This window comes from Sulfuricurvum sp., from assembly GCF_028688295.1.
Lineage (GTDB): Bacteria > Campylobacterota > Campylobacteria > Campylobacterales > Sulfurimonadaceae > Sulfuricurvum.
In genome coordinates, this window is record NZ_JAQTYM010000007.1 from 50600 (window position 1) to 67663 (window position 17064).

A 17064-nucleotide genomic window follows, 5' to 3' on the forward strand; every position below is an offset into this window, starting at 1 on the left:
GTATCGCATTAGGATCTAAAACTTTATTTACTATTGATGAGTATTTATTTGAACCTTCGAAAAAAGATTTCCGGATGGATCTTTCTCTAAAAAAAGGAACGGCTGTTTTTGAATCGGGGAAAATAGGGAAATTAGCACCCGAAAAAGTAAAGTTTAAAGTGTCTCAAGGGGTTGTCGGGATTCGTGGCACTAAATTTCTTGTGGAGGCAGAATAATGGAAGTTTTTTTAATTTGCAGTGCTCTGATTTTGTCTCTCCCATTTTTAAATTCTGCTCCTGAAACTACCGTCATACTTCTGGATAACAATTCAACCCATAACGCCATTGATATTACGACAAAAGCAGGGAAAGTCAGCATCGATCAGCCATATTATCTGACAACTTTAAGCTCTCCCGATAAAGCTCCCTCACGTATAGAACAGATCAATAAAGATACGGTTTTGGAAAAATATGCTGATGTTCTCGATGTTCTTCCTCGAAAACCGATATCACTGATGTTTCATTTTGAACAAGGGACATCAGAAATAACTCAATCATCTAAAGAACAAGTTGACGAGCTGATCAAAATTGTCTTTGCGAATGAACCTGCTTCACTCGATATTATTGGACATTCTGATCGAGCCGGTGATGCTGATGAAAATTATAAACTGGCTCTTGAACGTGCTCGTGAAGTTGAGCGTTTCTTACGTGAGGCACATGTCAATATGGAACGTATTCATGTCACTTCTTATGGCGAAAATGACCCTTTAGTTCAAACCGATGATGGTGTTTCAGAGCCACAAAATCGACGCGTTGAAGTCATCGTTCGATAATTAATGAAAAAACTCGTTTTCACGCTAGTATCGTTGACGTTAACGATACTTTTTTATCTTTCTTGGTGGAATTCACCTTTATTGCAACAGATCGATTATAAAATATACGATCGTTTTAGTGCAATGTTTCCCTCTTCTCATATCCCGAGTTCTACTGTCATTGTTGATATTGATGATGAAAGCCTAAAAGAATTTGGTCAGTGGCCATGGCCGAGAGTGATCACTGCGCAACTACTCAATTCCATCTCAGAAGCAAAACCTTCTGCAATCGTCATGGACATTGTCTTTTCTGAAAAAGACAGAACTTCTCCTAATACGTTGGTGGATTTCTATCAAAAATATTTTAATACTACCCTCGGAGTTGAGGGGTTATCACAATCCATGATGGATAATGACCTTCTCTTATCCAAAGCAATTGGTGATGGGACGACGATTTTGCCTGTTTTTGCCAACATTGGTGATCAATCAACCCCGTGTTTGTTCCCTCCATCTACCATTTCAGCCTCATCAGTATCGATAAACCATTTTTATGACATTGATTCACTCGTTTGCAGTTTGCCCCTTTTTCAAAAATCTGCAAGAGGTTTGGGGCATATCCACGCTCGCGCTGATAGTGATGGAACCTTTCGTCGATTATCTCTGTTTATCCGTTATCATGACACGTTACTCCCAACCCTCGGTATTGCAGGCATTGCTTTAAATGGCCCTATTAAAATCGCTTCGACTCCCAAGTACAAAGGTGATATTAGGATTTCTGTTCGAGATAAAATGATCTTGGCAGATTCACATTCAAATGTGCTTTTATCATTTTATCCGATTCATCACCATGAGAGAGTTTCAGCATCCAGAGTACTTCACGGAACGATTGACCCTAAATATCTAAAAGGTAAATATATTTTTGTAGGTACAACTGCCCTCGGTTTAGACACATGGCACACCTTAAATAATGGAGCCATCCTTCCGGGTGTCTTTGTGCATGCAACAGTGGTTGAAAATATACTCAATGGTGAACTGATAGTACAACCGTCTTTGTATCCGTTATTGAACCTAGGATTGTCATTTGTGACCGCCATTTTATTATTGATTTTAATGCAGAGAAAACGATACATAAGTGTTCTCTTTACGTTTGCTACTCTATTATTGATTAGCGTATGGTTTGGTTATATTGGTTGGAAACATCATATCTACCTCTCGTTAGGCTATTTTATTATTCCCTTGATCTCTTATCTTTTTATACTGGCACTATTCATGTTTTTGATTGATTATTTGAACACTAAACGTTACCTAGCAGCGATTTACCGAGCAGCAGAACAAAAAAAACGTTTATCAAATGAGCTCGCACGCAGTGAAAGTGAAGTTGAATACCAAAAGGCGATGCTTTTTCAACAATCTAAATTAGCGGCAATGGGGGAAATGATTGATAATATCGCTCACCAATGGCGTCAACCGCTGAATCTGTTGGGTATGATCATTCAGCAAATGCCATTTGATTTTCAAAAGAAAAAAATCGATGAGAATTACGTTCATAAATTATCCGATGATTCGATGGAACAGATACTTTTTATGTCTCAAACGATCGATGATTTCCGTAATTTTCTCCGACCGGATCGAAAAATTTCACCTTTTGATCTCTCTTTAGCGATTCATGAGTCACTGCATCTTTTGTCGGGTATGTTTAAAGCAAAAAATATTACCGTGGAGTTTAATGACTGCGATGAAATAGTAACGGTTATCGGTTCAGCAAGTGAATTCAAACAAGTGATCATCAATCTTCTTCATAATGCGCGTGATGCCTTGATCGAAACAAAGGTATCTAATCCGAAAATTCTCATCTCTTTATCTAAAAACACCCCTATGGCGGTACTCATGTTTCAAGACAATGGGGGTGGGATTGACCCCAAGATAATTTCTCAAATATTTGAAGCCAATTTTACAACCAAAGAAAAAGATAAAGGGACCGGAATTGGACTTTACATTGTTGAAGCAATTGTACGTAATAAGATGGGCGGAGTGATTGAGTGTACGAACGTAGAGGATGGAGCTCTTTTTACGATCAAATTGCCTCTTTGCAGGGATTAGAATTTTCCACCACTCTTATAGTAGGAATGACTGAAAATTCTAAGGCTATTTGACGTATAATCTCCCTAATATGATTTAAAGGAATGAAATGCGATTTTCATGGATAGCTTTATCAGCTTTATTGATGTTTAGCGGATGTTCACAAAAAGGGGCATTTGAACTCTTTAACATGGATGAAACGCGTGAACGTGCAATAGAGCAACTACGGACAGGGCATATCCTGCAATCGTTTGAGACTAAGGCTATTATTTCTACAGTTTATCTCAATCCTATTTACCCGGAAAACTATAAAGACGGAGAATATTTTATCGGAGCTATTTATTTTGAGCGTAATAATCTTGATGTTCGAAAATGGGACCTCGATACGTACGGATATACATTAACGATGAACGGAAAAAAAGCAACTGTTTTTGAAGAGCTAAAACAAAATGATCCAAGACGTCAATTGATTCCTGTTCAAAACAACTGGAATCGCTACTATTTAATCCGTTTCGAATCTAGCGCTGCAACGACTTTAGCGCTTCAACTCGAAAATAATCAGACTGGGAAGGTTGTGTTAACGTATCAAAAATAGTGGCAATCGAAACATTTTCACCCAATATTTTTTTATAAATGACATAGTTGGCAAGTACTCTCTTGCCATACTCTCTACTTTCATCATTTGCGATCAATTCCATGCTCATAAAAGGTTCATGATCCCCTGCATTAAAATAATCACCGCTAATCAATAGCCGTTTCGTAAATCCTATCCCGCCGTTATACGCATATGCTTTCAAAACCGGATTAAAAAGTGTTTTATCGATATGTTTCATATGCTCGATCGAATAAGCAATACTGTATTGCGGATTAAACATATCCTCATAGGATTGAATTTTCAAAGGGTGAATTTTCGAAATTGAGTCGACATTAAAAGGCATAATCTGCATCAGACCCAAAGCAAACGAGCGGGATATCAACCCAGGAATTAGACGAGTCTCCTGACGCATGAGTGCATACAGCATTGCTTTTTGATCGATTGTCGTACTACTCATAAACTGATCGTAGGGCATGGTGTAGTTATGGATATAGGGAGTAAATGCCCGTTCTATCATATACGCTTGAACTGCCAAAGAATCTTCACCATCATAGCGTTCGATCAATTGGTACAATGATTCAAGAGGAGTATTGAGCATCTCTTTATGCAGTTGGTTCCATTCAAACGGACTATCACCTCTGAATCCACCCTTATCCGGAGTCGGCAAAGTCGTAAAATAGTTTTGGGTTTCAATACCTAAACGTTCTTTTGCCCACAAGGTATACATATTGATATCAAGGCTGTTTGCTAATTCTGAGAGAATATTTTGATCCCCAATGACGCGATAAATCCAAAAGGTATTTTTGTCTTTTTCGATGGGAGAAAGCGATTTGCGTTTTGCCTCTTTAAAATGAAAAAGTGCATTTTCATCACGCTTGAATTTTAGTGCATTGATACCAAGATAAAAATGGGTCTTAGCATCATAAACTCCACCACTTACGGTGCTTAATGATTCTTGGAGAAGTTTCATTTTTGGATCAGTTGTAGTAAGATATACGAGTTGATTAAACCCTCGCATCGATGTTAACTGTGAGAGTGTTTCCGCCTCTACCATGTGGTTAAAATGCTCTTGACGATAAGTATTTCCAGAGATCAAGAAGAGTTTCATAGAGGGTGCTAAATCGCTGTAAAGGGTGAAATGATTGTTATGGTTCATGGTTCGCAACCACTGGACATCACCGAAACGGTCCCCTAAACGCATTGCAATCAGTTCGCGCTCATAGCTTTGCAGGTGTTGCGCTTTAATAGGTGAAAGGGCAAGATACAAACAGTCATCTTCTTCTATACTCATTAAACTGGTAGAAACTTTCTGCATACACTCTACGGTGTAGCGTATTTCCGCTTCATCGGTTTTTCCGGCATAGTCAAATAAGAATCGCTCATTAACCGTATCAACTTGATAAAAAGCTTCGTGAGCTTGCGAAGCATTGATATCTTGACGCATAAACTGCCAAATTAAAAAGTTTTTTTCACGTGAAGCAGGTTTATCGTTAATTTGTTCTAGTGTCACCGCTGATAAAGCAGAACACAGTATGATGGAAAGTAAAACGGAAAATTTCACGCCATAACCACCGCATTAATAACATTAACAAGAATAACATCGATTATATTGAGGGCAACAATGAGGATAATCGGAGCTAAATCCAGACCATTAAAGACGGTAGGGATGAAACGGCGAATTAAATCATAGGCAGGCTGGGTCAAACGGTTAATAATTTGAACAATAGGATTATACGGGTCAGGTTTTACCCAAGATAAAAGAGCTCCGATGATAACTACCCAAATGTAAACTGTTAAAAGCGAATGGACGATCCCGCCCAATCCAGCAATAATACCGTCCATCATTTTGCAACCTCTTTGAGATAATTTTTAATAAGAGTGTATAAATCGCTCATCTCTGGTCCATGTTCTGCACCACTGAGAAGAATACGAAGCGGATTAAAGAGATTTTTCCCCTTTAATCCACTGTGCTCAATCAAATAACTTTTATACGATTCATAATCATCAAAATGAGGCGCTTTTTGGGTCAAATTACGCAGAATTTCAAAACCTTCTTTATACTCATCTGGGACGATCTTAGGTGCAAAAATAGCACCGATTTTTAGACGAAGTTCTTTAAGGGTACTCGCTTCTTCCAAAAAGAGCTTGGCAAGATTTCCAATCTCCTCATCGGCAAAACCTACATAGCGAGAAAGTTCTTTTGGATCGAGTCCTCTTAAGTGTTCGCGATTGATAAATTTAAGCTTATCAATATCAAAACGAGCAGGTGCCTTTGAGAGGGTTTTTAAATCAAACCATTTAATCGCTTCTTTGAGGTTAAAAATCTCACACGGAGGTTGATTCCCTATCAAAATCAAATAGTTAGTGATCGCTTCGGGTAAATACCCCTCTTCGAGGAGCCATTTGATGCTTACGGAGCCCTCAAGGAGGATTGGCAGATGGGCGTATTCAACTTTTTTGGTATATCCGAGTGCTTCATGGATAGCAATCTGTTTTGGAGTGTTGGAGAGATAATCTTCACTGCGAATGATGAGAGAAATATCTGAGAGCATATCGTCGACCGCACAAGCAAAATCGTAGGTTGGATATTTATCGGCACTCATCAAAATAAAACTATCGATATCATCAGCAGCAAAGGTACTATCCCCTTTAATAATGTCGGTAACCGTGATCGGATGATTCGGTTTTTTTAACCGTATCGTAAAGGGGAGGGGATTATCAATAACGTCTTCAGCATGAAGGTTTTCACATGTACCGTCATAACGGTAAGCAATTTTTCCTTCTTTAGAGGCTTCGCGTTTTGTTTCTAATGTTTCAGGGGTACAAAAACAATTGAACGCTTGTTTATCTTGGAGCAATTGGAGTGCCATAGCACGGTGAAAACGCAAATTGTTACTTTGAAGTTGTTCTTCTTGGTATTCGATTCCAAAAAGTGCCAAAATTTCAAAAATTTCTTTCTCTTTACCAGGAATATTGCGCTCTTTATCCGTATCTTCAATACGAATCAAAAGAGGCTCATCACGTTGTACGGCAGATATGTAATTAAATAAAGCGACACGAAGATTGCCGATGTGCATATCACCGGTTGGACTTGGGGCAAAACGGAGCATAAATATTTCCTAAATCTTTTTTATAATTTTAGCAGAAACTGGGTTCAAGAGAGCTTTTGAGGTTGAAGATAAGTTTAATCTTAAAGGTTGAAGATTATCGTTGTTTTTAAGGGATTTTTAATTAAAAGTGGTGACCCCAACGAGATTCGAACTCGTATGGCCAGAATGAAAATCTGGAATCCTAACCATTAGATGATGGGGCCGTATTGATAAGAACAGGTAAACCTGAGCCGAAATTATATAGAGAAGTAGCTGAAAAAAAACTAAATCTATACTATTTTCCCGCATGAGCGGGAAGAGGGGAGATTAATCGTTATAGAATGAGCGTAGTGCACGGATAATAACGGCATTTTTAGAGATGCTTTCCGCTTTAGCATTATCATCAACCAATTCATATACATCCAATGGCAATGAGATAGAGAATGTTTTGGTTTCAATCTTTTTACGCTTAGCAACAAGACTGGTAATGTTTTGAAGCATTTCAAGAATTTTTTTCGTATCAATCGGTTTTTGGATGAAACTGTTAACACCCACTTCAATTGATTCAGAAATTTTTTGGATATCGTTGCTTGCAGAGATAACGATAATAATTTGTGATGGATTAATTGAACGAATACGGCGTGCGAGTTCAATACCATCAATCTCAGGCATGATAATATCTACAAAAATAATATCCGGATTGATTTTTTCATACATACGTAACGCTTCTGCACCGTTGTAAGCAGAAGTAACATCTGCAAAAAAGTTTTTAAACGTTGAGCTCAAAAGATCATTTGCTACAACTTCGTCTTCGACGACCATGGCGGTGAGTTTTTTAGTTTGCTCAGTAAGCTGAATCAAATCTACATTAGATGACATAAGGACCCCTTTTTAAATGTTGGACTGTTAGAAAATATCACTGTGGATAATTGTTGTAATTATAGATCATATTTTTTAGCATTACCTTAAAAAAACAATTACAGGTAATATTTTTACAAAAACCGTTTCTGTGATAACAATTTGATAGTTAATGTTTTTTAAATTGCTCAAGCCATTCGATGTTTGATTCATTCGTTTTCTCTTGCTGTCTGAGAATAGAGTCAATAATACTCAGCAATGTTTTACGATCCATAAACTGTAGAAGCGCTGGATCGATATGGGTAGGGTTTAGACCATCATAACGGTTGAGAAGCTTTTCAATATCGAGGATAAGTTGTTCTTTTGTAGATTCCATGATGGAAGTGTAGTAAAAGTGAGCTGAATTATTTAAATCAATATACACGGGAAACCGTGTCTATTATGTACACATAGTTTTCAATATAATATATATTATGTTAATCAAATAGGATATTAAGAGATACAGAACAATCACTATTATCAAACCAAAAGTTTCCAACCGCTATAATTGCGAAAAATATAATACTAAGGACTTTGATTTGAGAAGTCATTTTTGTACCGATTTAAGTGAAACAAACGTAGGCGACAAAGTCGTTTTGTGCGGATGGGCGAACAGCTACCGTGACCATGGCGGAATTGTCTTTATTGATTTACGCGATAAAAGCGGTCTTATTCAGCTCGTATGTGATCCTGCGGACAATGCACATGCGCACAAACTAGCGAGCGAAGTTCGTGATGAATTCGTCCTTATCGCTCATGGGCGCATCCGTTTACGCGGTGAAGGATTAACTAATCCACGTCTTAAAACGGGTGCTATCGAAGTCGTTGTGGATGAACTCGTGATCGAAAACCGCTCAGAGCCGGTTCCATTCGTGATCGGAGATAACAATGTCGGTGAAGAGACACGTCTCAAATATCGATATTTGGATTTACGTAATCCATCAATGTACAACACCTTTATGCTCCGCTCAAAAGCGGCAATTGCAGCGCGTAATGTACTCGATTCATTAGGATTTTTGGAAGTAGAGACCCCTATTCTTACTAAATCTACCCCTGAGGGAGCGCGTGATTACCTCGTCCCTAGCCGTGTACATGAGGGTGAGTTCTACGCCCTACCCCAATCTCCACAGCTCTTTAAACAGCTTTTGATGGTGGGAGGATTTGACCGTTATTTCCAAATCGCGAAATGTTTCCGTGATGAAGATTTACGTGCTGATCGTCAGCCTGAATTTACCCAAATCGACGTCGAGATGAGCTTTTGTAACCAAGAAGACGTTATCCGTGTTGCCGAAGAGTTGATTACGGGAATGTTTGCCTCAGCAGGACACGAAGTCCATACACCGTTCAACCGTATCAAATACTCCGATGCGATGGAGTGGTATGGCTCTGACAAGCCTGACCTCAGATATGATCTTAAAATGGTTGATGTAATCGACATCTTTGCACGTTGTGAGAACGAAATTTTTACAGGGATCGCCGCTAATCCTAAAATGAACCGTATCAAAGCGCTTCGTGTTCCGGGTGCTGATTTGGCATTCTCGAAACGTGAGATGAAAAGCTTCGAAGATTATGTTCGTAAATTCGGTGCTAAAGGGCTCGGCTATTTTCAAATGAAAGAGGACGGTCTAAAAGGACCATTGGAAAAATTCTTCACCCCTGAAGATTTACAACTCCTCATCGATCGTACCGGTATGGAAGTGGGCGACGTCGTCTTCTTCGGTGCGGGAGATAAAAAAACCGTGTGGGATTATATGGGACGTTTCCGTATCTTCATCGCCGAGCATGAGAAAATGAACTTGATCGAGAAAGATCGTTTCGAATTTGTTTGGGTGGTTGACTTCCCGATGTTCGAAATCGAAGAGGGTCGTGTTAAAGCACTTCACCATCCGTTCACCATGCCGCGTGATTTGAATCACGAACATCTCGAAGATATCGAATCTATCGCTTATGATATCGTCCTTAATGGAACCGAACTCGGCGGCGGATCGATCCGTATTCACAAACAAGCATTGCAAGAGCAAATTTTCAGCCTACTCGGTATCGGTGAAGAAGAGGCTCAAGAGAAATTTGGATTCCTTCTCGATGCACTCAAATTTGGAGCACCGCCACACGGTGGTTTCGCTATCGGGTTTGATCGTTTCATGATGTTGCTCTCTAAAAAAGATAGTATTCGTGACGTAATCGCATTCCCTAAAACACAAAGAGCATCATGTATTATGACTAAGGCACCGAGTCCGGTTGAGTTGACACAACTACGTGAACTTCATATCCGACTCAGAGAAAGTGCAAAGTAACCAATGAAGAAACTCTTTCTTATTATCGGTGCACCTGGATCAGGGAAAACAACCGATGCAGAGATCATTGCAGAACGAAACAGTGATGATATCGTTCATTACTCTACCGGAGATTTACTCCGTGCTGAAGTTGCAAGTAAGTCAGAGCGCGGAAAACGGATTGATAGCTTTATTAGCCACGGTCTTATTGTTCCGATTGAGATTGCTATCGAAACGATTACCAGTGCAATCAAAGCAGCTCCTTCAGATGTGATATTGTTTGATGGATATCCTCGCTCATGTGAGCAGATGGATGAACTGAACAAATTTCTAGAGAGCGATAGTGATGTAGAACTACTCAGTGTTATCGAAGTGGTAGTGAGTGAAGAGGTGGCACGTGAGCGCGTTCTCGGTCGCTCACGCGGTAGTGATGACAAAGAAGAGGTCTTTAATAACCGTATGAGTCTCTATACAGAACCGTTAGCGGATATCCAAAGCTTTTATGAATCCAAAAACCTTCTCAAAAAGATCGATGGCGAACGTACTATTGATGCCATTGTCGATGAGATGGAACTCTATCTCGAATCAAAAATTTAATACAGGATAACATTAAATGAAAATCATTCTTTTAGGCGCTCCGGGTGCAGGAAAAGGGACTCAAGCTCAGTTTTTAACAAAAGCATTCGACATTACGCAAATCTCTACAGGTGATATGCTCCGTGCCGCGATTAAAGCGGGGACGGAACTCGGAACCTTGGCGAAATCATTTATGGACTCAGGCAAACTCGTGACCGATGAAATCATTATCGGTTTGGTTAAAGAACGTATTTTAGAAGATGATTGTAAAAATGGCTTTTTGCTCGATGGTTTTCCACGTACCGTTCCTCAAGCCGACGCCCTCAAAGAAGCGGGTGTAGCAATCGATGCCGTGATCGAGATCGATGTTGCCGATAGCGTTATCGTGGAACGTATGTCAGGTCGTCGTGCTCACCTCGCATCTGGTCGCACGTATCACTTGGTCTACAATCCACCAAAAGTGGAAGGAAAAGACGATGAGACCGGTGAAGAGTTGGTTCAACGTGCTGATGATAAAGCCGAAGTCGTTTTAGATCGTCTCCGTGTTTACCATGAGCAAACCGCTCCTCTTGTCAACTATTACAAAGGTGTTGCGGCGGCAGATAGCTCCGTTAAATACATCACCATCGATGGAACACAAAAAATCGATGTTGTTGAACACGAAATTCTCACTCAATTAAAATAATATACTTGTCATTCCCGTGAAAACGGGAATCCATCCCCTCTTTTATCGTGTTATAATCCTCTTATGAAAACTCCCCACTTTTATGCCGTCATTATCGGTTCTGAGATCCTAAACGGTCGTCGTGAAGATAAACATTTTATCTATATTCGTGATGCTCTACTACGTCGCGGGCATACCCTCTTCTCCTCTTTTACAATCAAAGATGATCCGCTCTTAATCCACACTATATTTGGTATGATTAAAAATGATCCCGATGCGGTGATGTTCAGTTTCGGTGGGATCGGCTCAACTCCTGATGATTTAACACGTCAAATAGCCTCAGATGTTTTTAGTGATGGCGTGCTGGTAGTCCATGAGCAATTTGGTGCACATATTATCGAGCGATTCGCTGATGCCGCCTACCCTCACCGCATACATATGGCAGAACTTCCAAAAAATGCTGGATTGCTCCATAATGTGATTAACAATATGTCTGGATTTAGTCTCGAAGATCGATATTTTTTTATGCCGGGATTTCCAGAAATGTCTCATCCGATGGTTGAAGAGGCACTGGAGCGGTTTTACCCAAAAGCAGAGGAACTCTATCGCCATACCCTTATCGCACAAACCTCTGAAAATACCCTGATCGAGGTGATGGAGCGGATGGAGGAGAATATTGATTTCTCATCATTACCGATGATGAACGGTGGAAATCCGATCGTAGAAATTTCGGTAGCCTCTGTGGATTATGAATCGTGTATCCGAAATTTTAATTTTTTTATTGATGCCTTGAAGGAAAAATCAATCCTTTATGAGATAATGGATAACAACAAAAAATAAAGTTTTTAAATAATATGTCGATTTACTTATAATATTATTTTATGAGGAGATTGGATGAGTACAGATTATTTACTCATGGCACTTGGTTTTAGTGCGGTTGTGTATCTATTCTATCGATATGTTTTTCTCAAAAACCCTAAAGAAGAGCTACCGCATAAACCCCATTTTACACTCAAAATAGAGCCTGAATAAAACTCTACACATAATGTCTGTCGTAGAGTTTATTTTGTTCGTTCGGTGAATTAAGATCCCCTTTTAATGCCTCTAATCTCTCTAATCGTTGTTCTGTTGTCGGATGGGTTCGAAAAAGATTTGAAAAGCTGAAGTTTTTACCGTCAAACGGGCTGATGATAAACATATGAGCATTCTGGGGTGTTGCACCATGTACTTCCCCTCTTCCATTATAATTTGAGAGTTTAATTAACGCATTTTGGAGCCATTCAGGGTGTCCGGTTAAGCGTGCCGCCCCCTCATCCGCCATAAACTCACGCGAACGGCTGATCGTCATTTGGATAACACTCGCCGCTATCGGCAACAGTATTGCCATAGCAATCATCAAAATTGGATTTCCACCGCGATTGTCACGATTACCGAACATAGCACCAAACTGCATGATATTTGCGGCAAATGCAATGGCTCCGGCAATGGTAGCGGCAACCGTTGCCACTAAAATATCCCGATGGCGTACATGAGAGAGCTCATGCGCCATTACCCCCTCTATCTCATCTTCACTGAGCAATTCCAGTAAACCTGTTGTAATCGCGACGGCAGCATGGGAGGGATTGCGACCTGTTGCGAACGCATTGGGGATATGATCATGGATGATATAAACTTTGGGCATCGGTAAGTTCGCGCGCTCCACCAGACGCTCGACAACACGGTAAAGCATTGGTGATTCTCTAGGATCGACTTCGATGGCATTATAATGTTTCAATATCATCGAATCTGAGAAATAGTAGGCGTAAAAATTCATCCCTCCTGCTATCAAGAGGGCAATCATCATCCCTCCCGTTCCACCGAAGTAAGCGCCGATAAGGACGAGAAGTACACTTAAAGAGCCTAATAGTAAAAACGTTTTAATCTGTTCCATTGCCCCCTCCTTCTAAAAGAGCCAAAATAGATTTTTTATGCATTTTACGAGCAAAATCGAGTGCATTTAGGCCATACGCATCGCGTGATTGGACATCCACATTTAGTTCTAATAATTTCTTAATGACATCAACACGACCATAACAAACGGCTCCCATGAGAGGGGTAAATCCGCTTTTACGTGTCGCATGGTTAACATCAAAACCATCAGCAATTAGTTTTTCGATGAGGGCGAGATTATTATAAGTGACGGCTACGTCAAAAACACTCACCCCTTCATCATCCACATGATGTATATCGGCACCATCTTGGATGAGTAAATCGATAATCTCACTATCACAATGATACCGCATAGCAAAACAAATAACCGATTCGCCATTTTCTTCTACTTCATTAGGATTTCCGCCGTTTTTGAGATGTTTTTTCACCCCAAGATAATCATTTACTTTTAATAATTCAATCCATTGTTCCATAATCATTCCATTAATAATATTCGGTAGTATAACATGCAAGATTCAACTGAAGTCTAGACTCTTATGGTAAAATTCCACATTAATTTTACAGCAAGAGAGCAACTATGGAAATTTTAGAGACTGAATCAGCATTTAAAGCATGTGTTCAAGAGATTCAAAACACTTCAGGATACAAAAACCCACTCGCATTCGGTATCTGCCGTGTCGATTTCGGTCAACTAGATAGCGATAAAATCCTCCAAGCCTCGTTTCCGCACATCAACTGGAACGAGAACTTCGGCAGTGCCTCGATCTTTATTAAAAGTGCACAAGAGCAAGGATTTGAAATCGATTTCAATGCCGATGAAGTGATCATCCCTGTAACGCTGAAATTTTTAGAGGGGTGTTTAAATGCATTTACACCCTACTCTGATGAAGCTTATGGTGATGCACACAAAAATATCCAAGTTATTTCAGCCCTCTACAACCAAATCAAAGAGCGCGGTATGCGTGATGGCGAGTTTCGTCTTGTTATCCTTTTCAATGATGTTGCTTGCACGAGTGTTGAGGGAACCTATCTCAAACTCTACGCCCTCTCTACCTCTAAAGCGGCTCTTCGCTCACTTAATTTAAACGGTGCGTTTGGTGCATTGCACAATGTTGCATGGTCGGACGGTCAGCCGATCGAACTCGAATGGCTCCGTGAAAATGAGATCGAACTCAAATTTGCCAATGAATATCCGAAAATCGATTTTGTCGATAAATTCCCTCGCTATCTCCAACACATTATTCCTGCGAATAACACTCGCGTATTGGACGATTCAAAAGTCCGTTTCGGTGCACAGCTTCATGCAGGTACCACGATCATGCCGGGTGCGAGTTATGTGAATTTCAATGCCGGTACTACAGGTGTGAGCATGGTAGAAGGACGCATTTCAAGCTCTGCGGTTGTAGGTGATGGCTCAGACGTAGGTGGTGGAGCTTCTATCCTCGGAGTTCTCAGTGGAACGGATGGAATACCGGTTACAATCGGTAAAAACACTTTGCTCGGTGCCAACTCGGTAACGGGTATTGCTCTTGGTGATGGGTGTATCGTTGATGCGGGGATCGCTGTTTTGGCGGGAACCAAATTCGCGGTAAGTGCTGAAGAACTCGTTAAAATCCAAGAGGCTAATCCCTCTAAAACTCTAAATGGTACAAGTTTCAAAGGGAAAGATTTGGTAGGTCTCAACGGTATCCACTATCGTCAAGATTCAACTACAGGGCAACTCCTCATCCGCCGCTCTACACGTGAAGTAAAGCTCAACGCCGATCTTCATTAATTTCATTTTCCCTCTCACTCTTAAGGTGGAGGGGATTATACTTTTCTTATCTAATTACAAGGAGCTTTAGATGATAAGCTCAAATGTCTCTTCTTTGATGTCCAATCAAACCTACATGAATAACAATGCTCATAATGTAGCCAATGTTAATACGGATGGATTTGTTCCACGAAATACGACGATTAGTGAAACGCAAAATGGAGCAACGAAGGCCAATACCTCAATGGCAACTTCGAACGGAAGCGAAAAGTCACAAACCGATCTCTCAAAAGAGCTAACGGATCAAGTAACAATCGAAAAAGTAGCACAATCGAATGTTCAAGCTATTCGAACCCAAGACGAGATGTTGGGCTCACTTTTAGATATTCGAGGATAGTGATTTAAAGTGATTTCTTTTTAAGAGTCACTTTTGTATTTCGACTAAGGGATGTCGGGGTTTGAGTAAATATATTCATACTCTCTACACGAGAGAGCAGTTTCATAGCGGGATCAAAATCGTTCAAATCCGATCCAAGTTCCAGCGTACTAATGACCGCCTTACCGATAACATGACGCCCACGATTTCCTTGTTTATCTATCGTACGGATCCCCCAAATATTATGCATTACCATAACACTCTCCTGATAGGTACCGACATAGAGCAATACATGCCCTTTTAGATAAATGATGGTTTCGAAAGGGATCCCTTTTTCTTTAATCAACGAGAGTTTTTCATCATCATTCATCCCGATAAATGATACTACTTCACCTTTGCGCGATTGTGCTGAAGAGTTACGCGGCAGCCAAATACCAAAAGGGGTCATCATGTCACGAATCATCGATGAACAGTCCCGTTCACCGTACATTCCACCCCATCCATAGGTATTTTTCAACAGCTGTGTTCCGATAGCATTTAAATCACTTTTATTAAATCGGCTCACACCGATATGAGCGGAGCGTTTTGGTAGTGATAAAATCTTAATCGAGTTGTTTGCATCAATCGCTTTGACATAATAGTTTTCATCATCACTGCGTTCCAAAGGCAAAACCATACCTACCCGTGAATATCCACTAAAACGGTTTGCACTGTCCAATAAAGCTACATTATCCTCAATCAAAAAAACTTTTTCCGATTTTTGAATCTTTAACGCAGTTTCATCATCAATCAGAGCAACACCGTCTGATTTAACCCATCCTGATACATTGTTGCTAAAAATATAACTCCATGCACCGTCTTTTGAGGTGTGGGAGATAAAAATGGGTTCATTGTAGTTAACACTACTGTTTTGCAAAAGATCAAATGGATACCCCTCCCCCGGAAGTGCAGGATTTTTGTATAGGGGCTTATCGGTCGGGAAAGCACGAATATCCATCCATTTGAGAGTAATCGCTTTTTTATTGATAGTGCCGTAAGAAGCAAAGTTACTTTGTTGCTTGATCTCTTCAAACCACACAGGGGGGACCGGTCGAAGATTGCTCCCAAATCCGCCTCTGAAAGCTCGAAGTGGCCAGAGTACCTCTTCTACTTTCTGAGGTGTGGCAACGTATCCCCATGGGGAAAAGTAACGCCCTTCAAAGGTTTTTTGAATTTCATATAGGCTATCACGATCAATACCGCTTTGTTCGACATACGGAGCCATCAATTGCTCAAATCGTTCTAAATCATTGACTTTTGGACCGTATTCAGGGAGTTTTAGTTCTAAATCTTGCGGAAGCATACAACAAAAAGGATCATTCAAAGCACTTTGATTAGTGTCCAATGCTTTAGGTGGTTCAATGGGTTTTATTACAGCGGGAGCAGGCGCCGGTGTATGTGTGCTACATCCGCCCAATACCAATAAAAGCCAACTCATCCATAGTGTTGTTTTCATCATCATTTTCCAATATTATTCGACTCCGCCAAAACGTCCTACGACTCTACCGATAATTTCAACTTCATCTTTGCGCGCAACGTAGGTGGGATAGTCTTTGTTATCTGAAATAATATCAAGTTTACCATCAATCCGTACTTGTAAACGTTTAATAAAGAGACCATGCTCGGTACGAATCGTAAAAATCCCCCCGCGGCTAAGATCTGTTTTAGTTCGGTTCACAAAAACGATATCGTTGTAGCTAAAAGAGGGTTCCATGGAGTCACCGGATACATTGATCGCTTCAATATTACGTAACTCTTTCTCACCGCCAAGAGAGATAACAAAGTTTTCTTCCAGCATCAAAGGCTCATACTCAAGTTCGTCGTTTTCCGCCCCTCCCCCTGCAGAGGCGCTAACCGAAGAGAAATAGCGTACCATATATACACGGTTTGTCGCTTCTATCAAACTCTCGGGCGATTGGTTGTACAATAACCAGTTAATAGCGATTGAGCGTTTTGCACAAAAATCAAGTAATTCGGTAAAGGGGATTTTGTTCCGTTTTTTCA

Annotated in this window: 19 protein-coding genes, 1 tRNA gene and 1 pseudogene; 11 read left to right on the forward strand and 10 right to left on the reverse strand. The window is 40.3% G+C overall.

The window, feature by feature from the left end:
* From PHR02_RS03240 to PHR02_RS03255, 4 genes and pseudogenes are all read left to right on the forward strand, one after another.
* Positions 1-215: pseudogene (locus tag PHR02_RS03240) on the forward strand (hypothetical protein); the annotation flags it as partial.
* Entirely contained in the window at positions 215-811 is a 597-nt protein-coding gene (locus tag PHR02_RS03245) for an OmpA family protein (RefSeq protein ID WP_299988861.1), read from the forward strand. The pseudogene PHR02_RS03240 and the gene PHR02_RS03245, both read left to right, overlap by 1 nt.
* 3 nt (positions 812-814) lie before the next feature.
* Positions 815-2890 carry a CHASE2 and HATPase_c domain-containing protein gene (locus PHR02_RS03250; protein ID WP_299988864.1) on the forward strand — a complete coding sequence of 692 codons (2076 nt, stop codon included), beginning with the start codon at positions 815-817 and terminating at the stop codon, positions 2888-2890.
* An 88-nt stretch (positions 2891-2978) separates the two neighbouring features.
* Positions 2979-3464: a hypothetical protein gene (locus PHR02_RS03255; RefSeq protein ID WP_299988867.1), complete on the forward strand. Its 486-nt coding sequence runs from the start codon at positions 2979-2981 to the stop codon at positions 3462-3464.
* Here the strand turns inward: PHR02_RS03255 and PHR02_RS03260 are convergent.
* From PHR02_RS03260 to PHR02_RS03285, 6 genes are all read right to left on the reverse strand, one after another.
* The gene (locus tag PHR02_RS03260; protein WP_299988869.1) at positions 3388-5025 is read right to left on the reverse strand and encodes a transglycosylase SLT domain-containing protein; all 1638 of its coding nucleotides are present in this window, start codon (positions 5023-5025) and stop codon (positions 3388-3390) included. The two genes, PHR02_RS03255 and PHR02_RS03260, sit on opposite strands and share 77 nt — an antisense overlap.
* Positions 5022-5309, reverse strand: a complete 288-nt coding sequence (locus PHR02_RS03265; RefSeq protein WP_299988873.1) for a YggT family protein — start codon at positions 5307-5309, stop codon at positions 5022-5024. The genes PHR02_RS03260 and PHR02_RS03265 overlap by 4 nt, the downstream gene beginning before the upstream one ends.
* Positions 5306-6574: a glutamate--tRNA ligase gene (gltX, locus tag PHR02_RS03270; protein ID WP_299988875.1), complete on the reverse strand. Its 1269-nt coding sequence runs from the start codon at positions 6572-6574 to the stop codon at positions 5306-5308. Before gltX ends, PHR02_RS03265 begins: the two co-directional genes overlap by 4 nt.
* A 128-nt stretch (positions 6575-6702) precedes the next feature.
* Positions 6703-6777 (reverse strand) — tRNA-Glu (locus tag PHR02_RS03275).
* A gap of 103 nt (positions 6778-6880) precedes the next feature.
* Entirely contained in the window at positions 6881-7432 is a 552-nt protein-coding gene (locus tag PHR02_RS03280; protein WP_299988878.1) for a response regulator, read from the reverse strand.
* 148 nt (positions 7433-7580) lie between these two features.
* Positions 7581-7787: a hypothetical protein gene (locus PHR02_RS03285; RefSeq protein WP_299988882.1), complete on the reverse strand. Its 207-nt coding sequence runs from the start codon at positions 7785-7787 to the stop codon at positions 7581-7583.
* A 202-nt stretch (positions 7788-7989) separates the two neighbouring features.
* Between PHR02_RS03285 and aspS the strand changes: the two genes are divergently transcribed.
* The 5 genes from aspS (at position 7990) to PHR02_RS03310 (ending at position 11995) form a co-directional block, all read left to right on the forward strand.
* Complete coding sequence (aspS, locus tag PHR02_RS03290) at positions 7990-9744, forward strand: aspartate--tRNA ligase (RefSeq protein ID WP_299988885.1); 1755 nt, start codon at positions 7990-7992, stop codon at positions 9742-9744.
* Positions 9745-9747: 3 nt separating this feature from the next.
* Positions 9748-10320: an adenylate kinase gene (locus PHR02_RS03295; RefSeq protein ID WP_299988888.1), complete on the forward strand. Its 573-nt coding sequence runs from the start codon at positions 9748-9750 to the stop codon at positions 10318-10320.
* Between the two features lie 16 nt (positions 10321-10336).
* Entirely contained in the window at positions 10337-10984 is a 648-nt protein-coding gene (gene adk, locus PHR02_RS03300) for an adenylate kinase (protein ID WP_299988890.1), read from the forward strand.
* Between the two features lie 63 nt (positions 10985-11047).
* Positions 11048-11803: a molybdopterin-binding protein gene (locus tag PHR02_RS03305; RefSeq protein ID WP_299988893.1), complete on the forward strand. Its 756-nt coding sequence runs from the start codon at positions 11048-11050 to the stop codon at positions 11801-11803.
* Between the two features lie 54 nt (positions 11804-11857).
* Entirely contained in the window at positions 11858-11995 is a 138-nt protein-coding gene (locus PHR02_RS03310; protein ID WP_299988896.1) for a hypothetical protein, read from the forward strand.
* A gap of 4 nt (positions 11996-11999) precedes the next feature.
* On the opposite strand, the gene htpX is transcribed toward PHR02_RS03310, so the two are convergent.
* Both htpX and PHR02_RS03320 read right to left on the reverse strand, forming a co-directional pair.
* On the reverse strand, positions 12000-12893 hold the full coding sequence (gene htpX / locus PHR02_RS03315; RefSeq protein ID WP_299988899.1) for a zinc metalloprotease HtpX: 894 nt from the start codon (positions 12891-12893) through the stop codon (positions 12000-12002).
* Positions 12880-13365 carry an ankyrin repeat domain-containing protein gene (locus tag PHR02_RS03320; protein WP_299988902.1) on the reverse strand — a complete coding sequence of 162 codons (486 nt, stop codon included), beginning with the start codon at positions 13363-13365 and terminating at the stop codon, positions 12880-12882. The genes htpX and PHR02_RS03320 overlap by 14 nt, the downstream gene beginning before the upstream one ends.
* A 104-nt stretch (positions 13366-13469) precedes the next feature.
* Here PHR02_RS03320 and PHR02_RS03325 point away from each other — a divergent pair, with 104 nt between their 5' ends.
* Both PHR02_RS03325 and PHR02_RS03330 read left to right on the forward strand, forming a co-directional pair.
* Positions 13470-14666, forward strand: coding sequence for a tetrahydrodipicolinate N-succinyltransferase N-terminal domain-containing protein (locus tag PHR02_RS03325; RefSeq protein ID WP_299988904.1), 1197 nt, complete (start codon positions 13470-13472; stop codon positions 14664-14666).
* Between the two features lie 70 nt (positions 14667-14736).
* Positions 14737-15042 carry a hypothetical protein gene (locus PHR02_RS03330; RefSeq protein WP_299988907.1) on the forward strand — a complete coding sequence of 102 codons (306 nt, stop codon included), beginning with the start codon at positions 14737-14739 and terminating at the stop codon, positions 15040-15042.
* Positions 15043-15046: 4 nt separating this feature from the next.
* On the opposite strand, the gene PHR02_RS03335 is transcribed toward PHR02_RS03330, so the two are convergent.
* Both PHR02_RS03335 and PHR02_RS03340 read right to left on the reverse strand, forming a co-directional pair.
* Complete coding sequence (locus PHR02_RS03335) at positions 15047-16516, reverse strand: SH3 domain-containing C40 family peptidase (protein ID WP_299988910.1); 1470 nt, start codon at positions 16514-16516, stop codon at positions 15047-15049.
* 15 nt (positions 16517-16531) lie between these two features.
* Positions 16532-17064, reverse strand: a 533-nt coding sequence (locus tag PHR02_RS03340; protein ID WP_299988913.1) for a S24 family peptidase, incomplete at its 5' end; no start/stop codon positions are given.

Excerpts from the sequence above, each read along its gene's own strand:
- PHR02_RS03245 (WP_299988861.1), top strand. The coding sequence starts at position 215 with ATGGAAGTTTTTTTAATTTGCAGTGCTCTGATTTTGTCTCTCCCATTT.
- PHR02_RS03250 (WP_299988864.1), top strand. The coding sequence starts at position 815 with ATGAAAAAACTCGTTTTCACGCTAGTATCGTTGACGTTAACGATACTT.
- PHR02_RS03255 (WP_299988867.1), top strand. The coding sequence starts at position 2,979 with ATGCGATTTTCATGGATAGCTTTATCAGCTTTATTGATGTTTAGCGGA.
- PHR02_RS03265 (WP_299988873.1), bottom strand. The coding sequence starts at position 5,309 with ATGATGGACGGTATTATTGCTGGATTGGGCGGGATCGTCCATTCGCTT.
- gltX (WP_299988875.1), bottom strand. The coding sequence starts at position 6,574 with ATGCTCCGTTTTGCCCCAAGTCCAACCGGTGATATGCACATCGGCAAT.
- PHR02_RS03280 (WP_299988878.1), bottom strand. The coding sequence starts at position 7,432 with ATGTCATCTAATGTAGATTTGATTCAGCTTACTGAGCAAACTAAAAAA.
- PHR02_RS03285 (WP_299988882.1), bottom strand. The coding sequence starts at position 7,787 with ATGGAATCTACAAAAGAACAACTTATCCTCGATATTGAAAAGCTTCTC.
- PHR02_RS03295 (WP_299988888.1), top strand. The coding sequence starts at position 9,748 with ATGAAGAAACTCTTTCTTATTATCGGTGCACCTGGATCAGGGAAAACA.
- adk (WP_299988890.1), top strand. The coding sequence starts at position 10,337 with ATGAAAATCATTCTTTTAGGCGCTCCGGGTGCAGGAAAAGGGACTCAA.
- PHR02_RS03305 (WP_299988893.1), top strand. The coding sequence starts at position 11,048 with ATGAAAACTCCCCACTTTTATGCCGTCATTATCGGTTCTGAGATCCTA.
- PHR02_RS03310 (WP_299988896.1), top strand. The coding sequence starts at position 11,858 with ATGAGTACAGATTATTTACTCATGGCACTTGGTTTTAGTGCGGTTGTG.
- htpX (WP_299988899.1), bottom strand. The coding sequence starts at position 12,893 with ATGGAACAGATTAAAACGTTTTTACTATTAGGCTCTTTAAGTGTACTT.
- PHR02_RS03320 (WP_299988902.1), bottom strand. The coding sequence starts at position 13,365 with ATGGAACAATGGATTGAATTATTAAAAGTAAATGATTATCTTGGGGTG.
- PHR02_RS03325 (WP_299988904.1), top strand. The coding sequence starts at position 13,470 with ATGGAAATTTTAGAGACTGAATCAGCATTTAAAGCATGTGTTCAAGAG.
- PHR02_RS03330 (WP_299988907.1), top strand. The coding sequence starts at position 14,737 with ATGATAAGCTCAAATGTCTCTTCTTTGATGTCCAATCAAACCTACATG.
- PHR02_RS03335 (WP_299988910.1), bottom strand. The coding sequence starts at position 16,516 with ATGAAAACAACACTATGGATGAGTTGGCTTTTATTGGTATTGGGCGGA.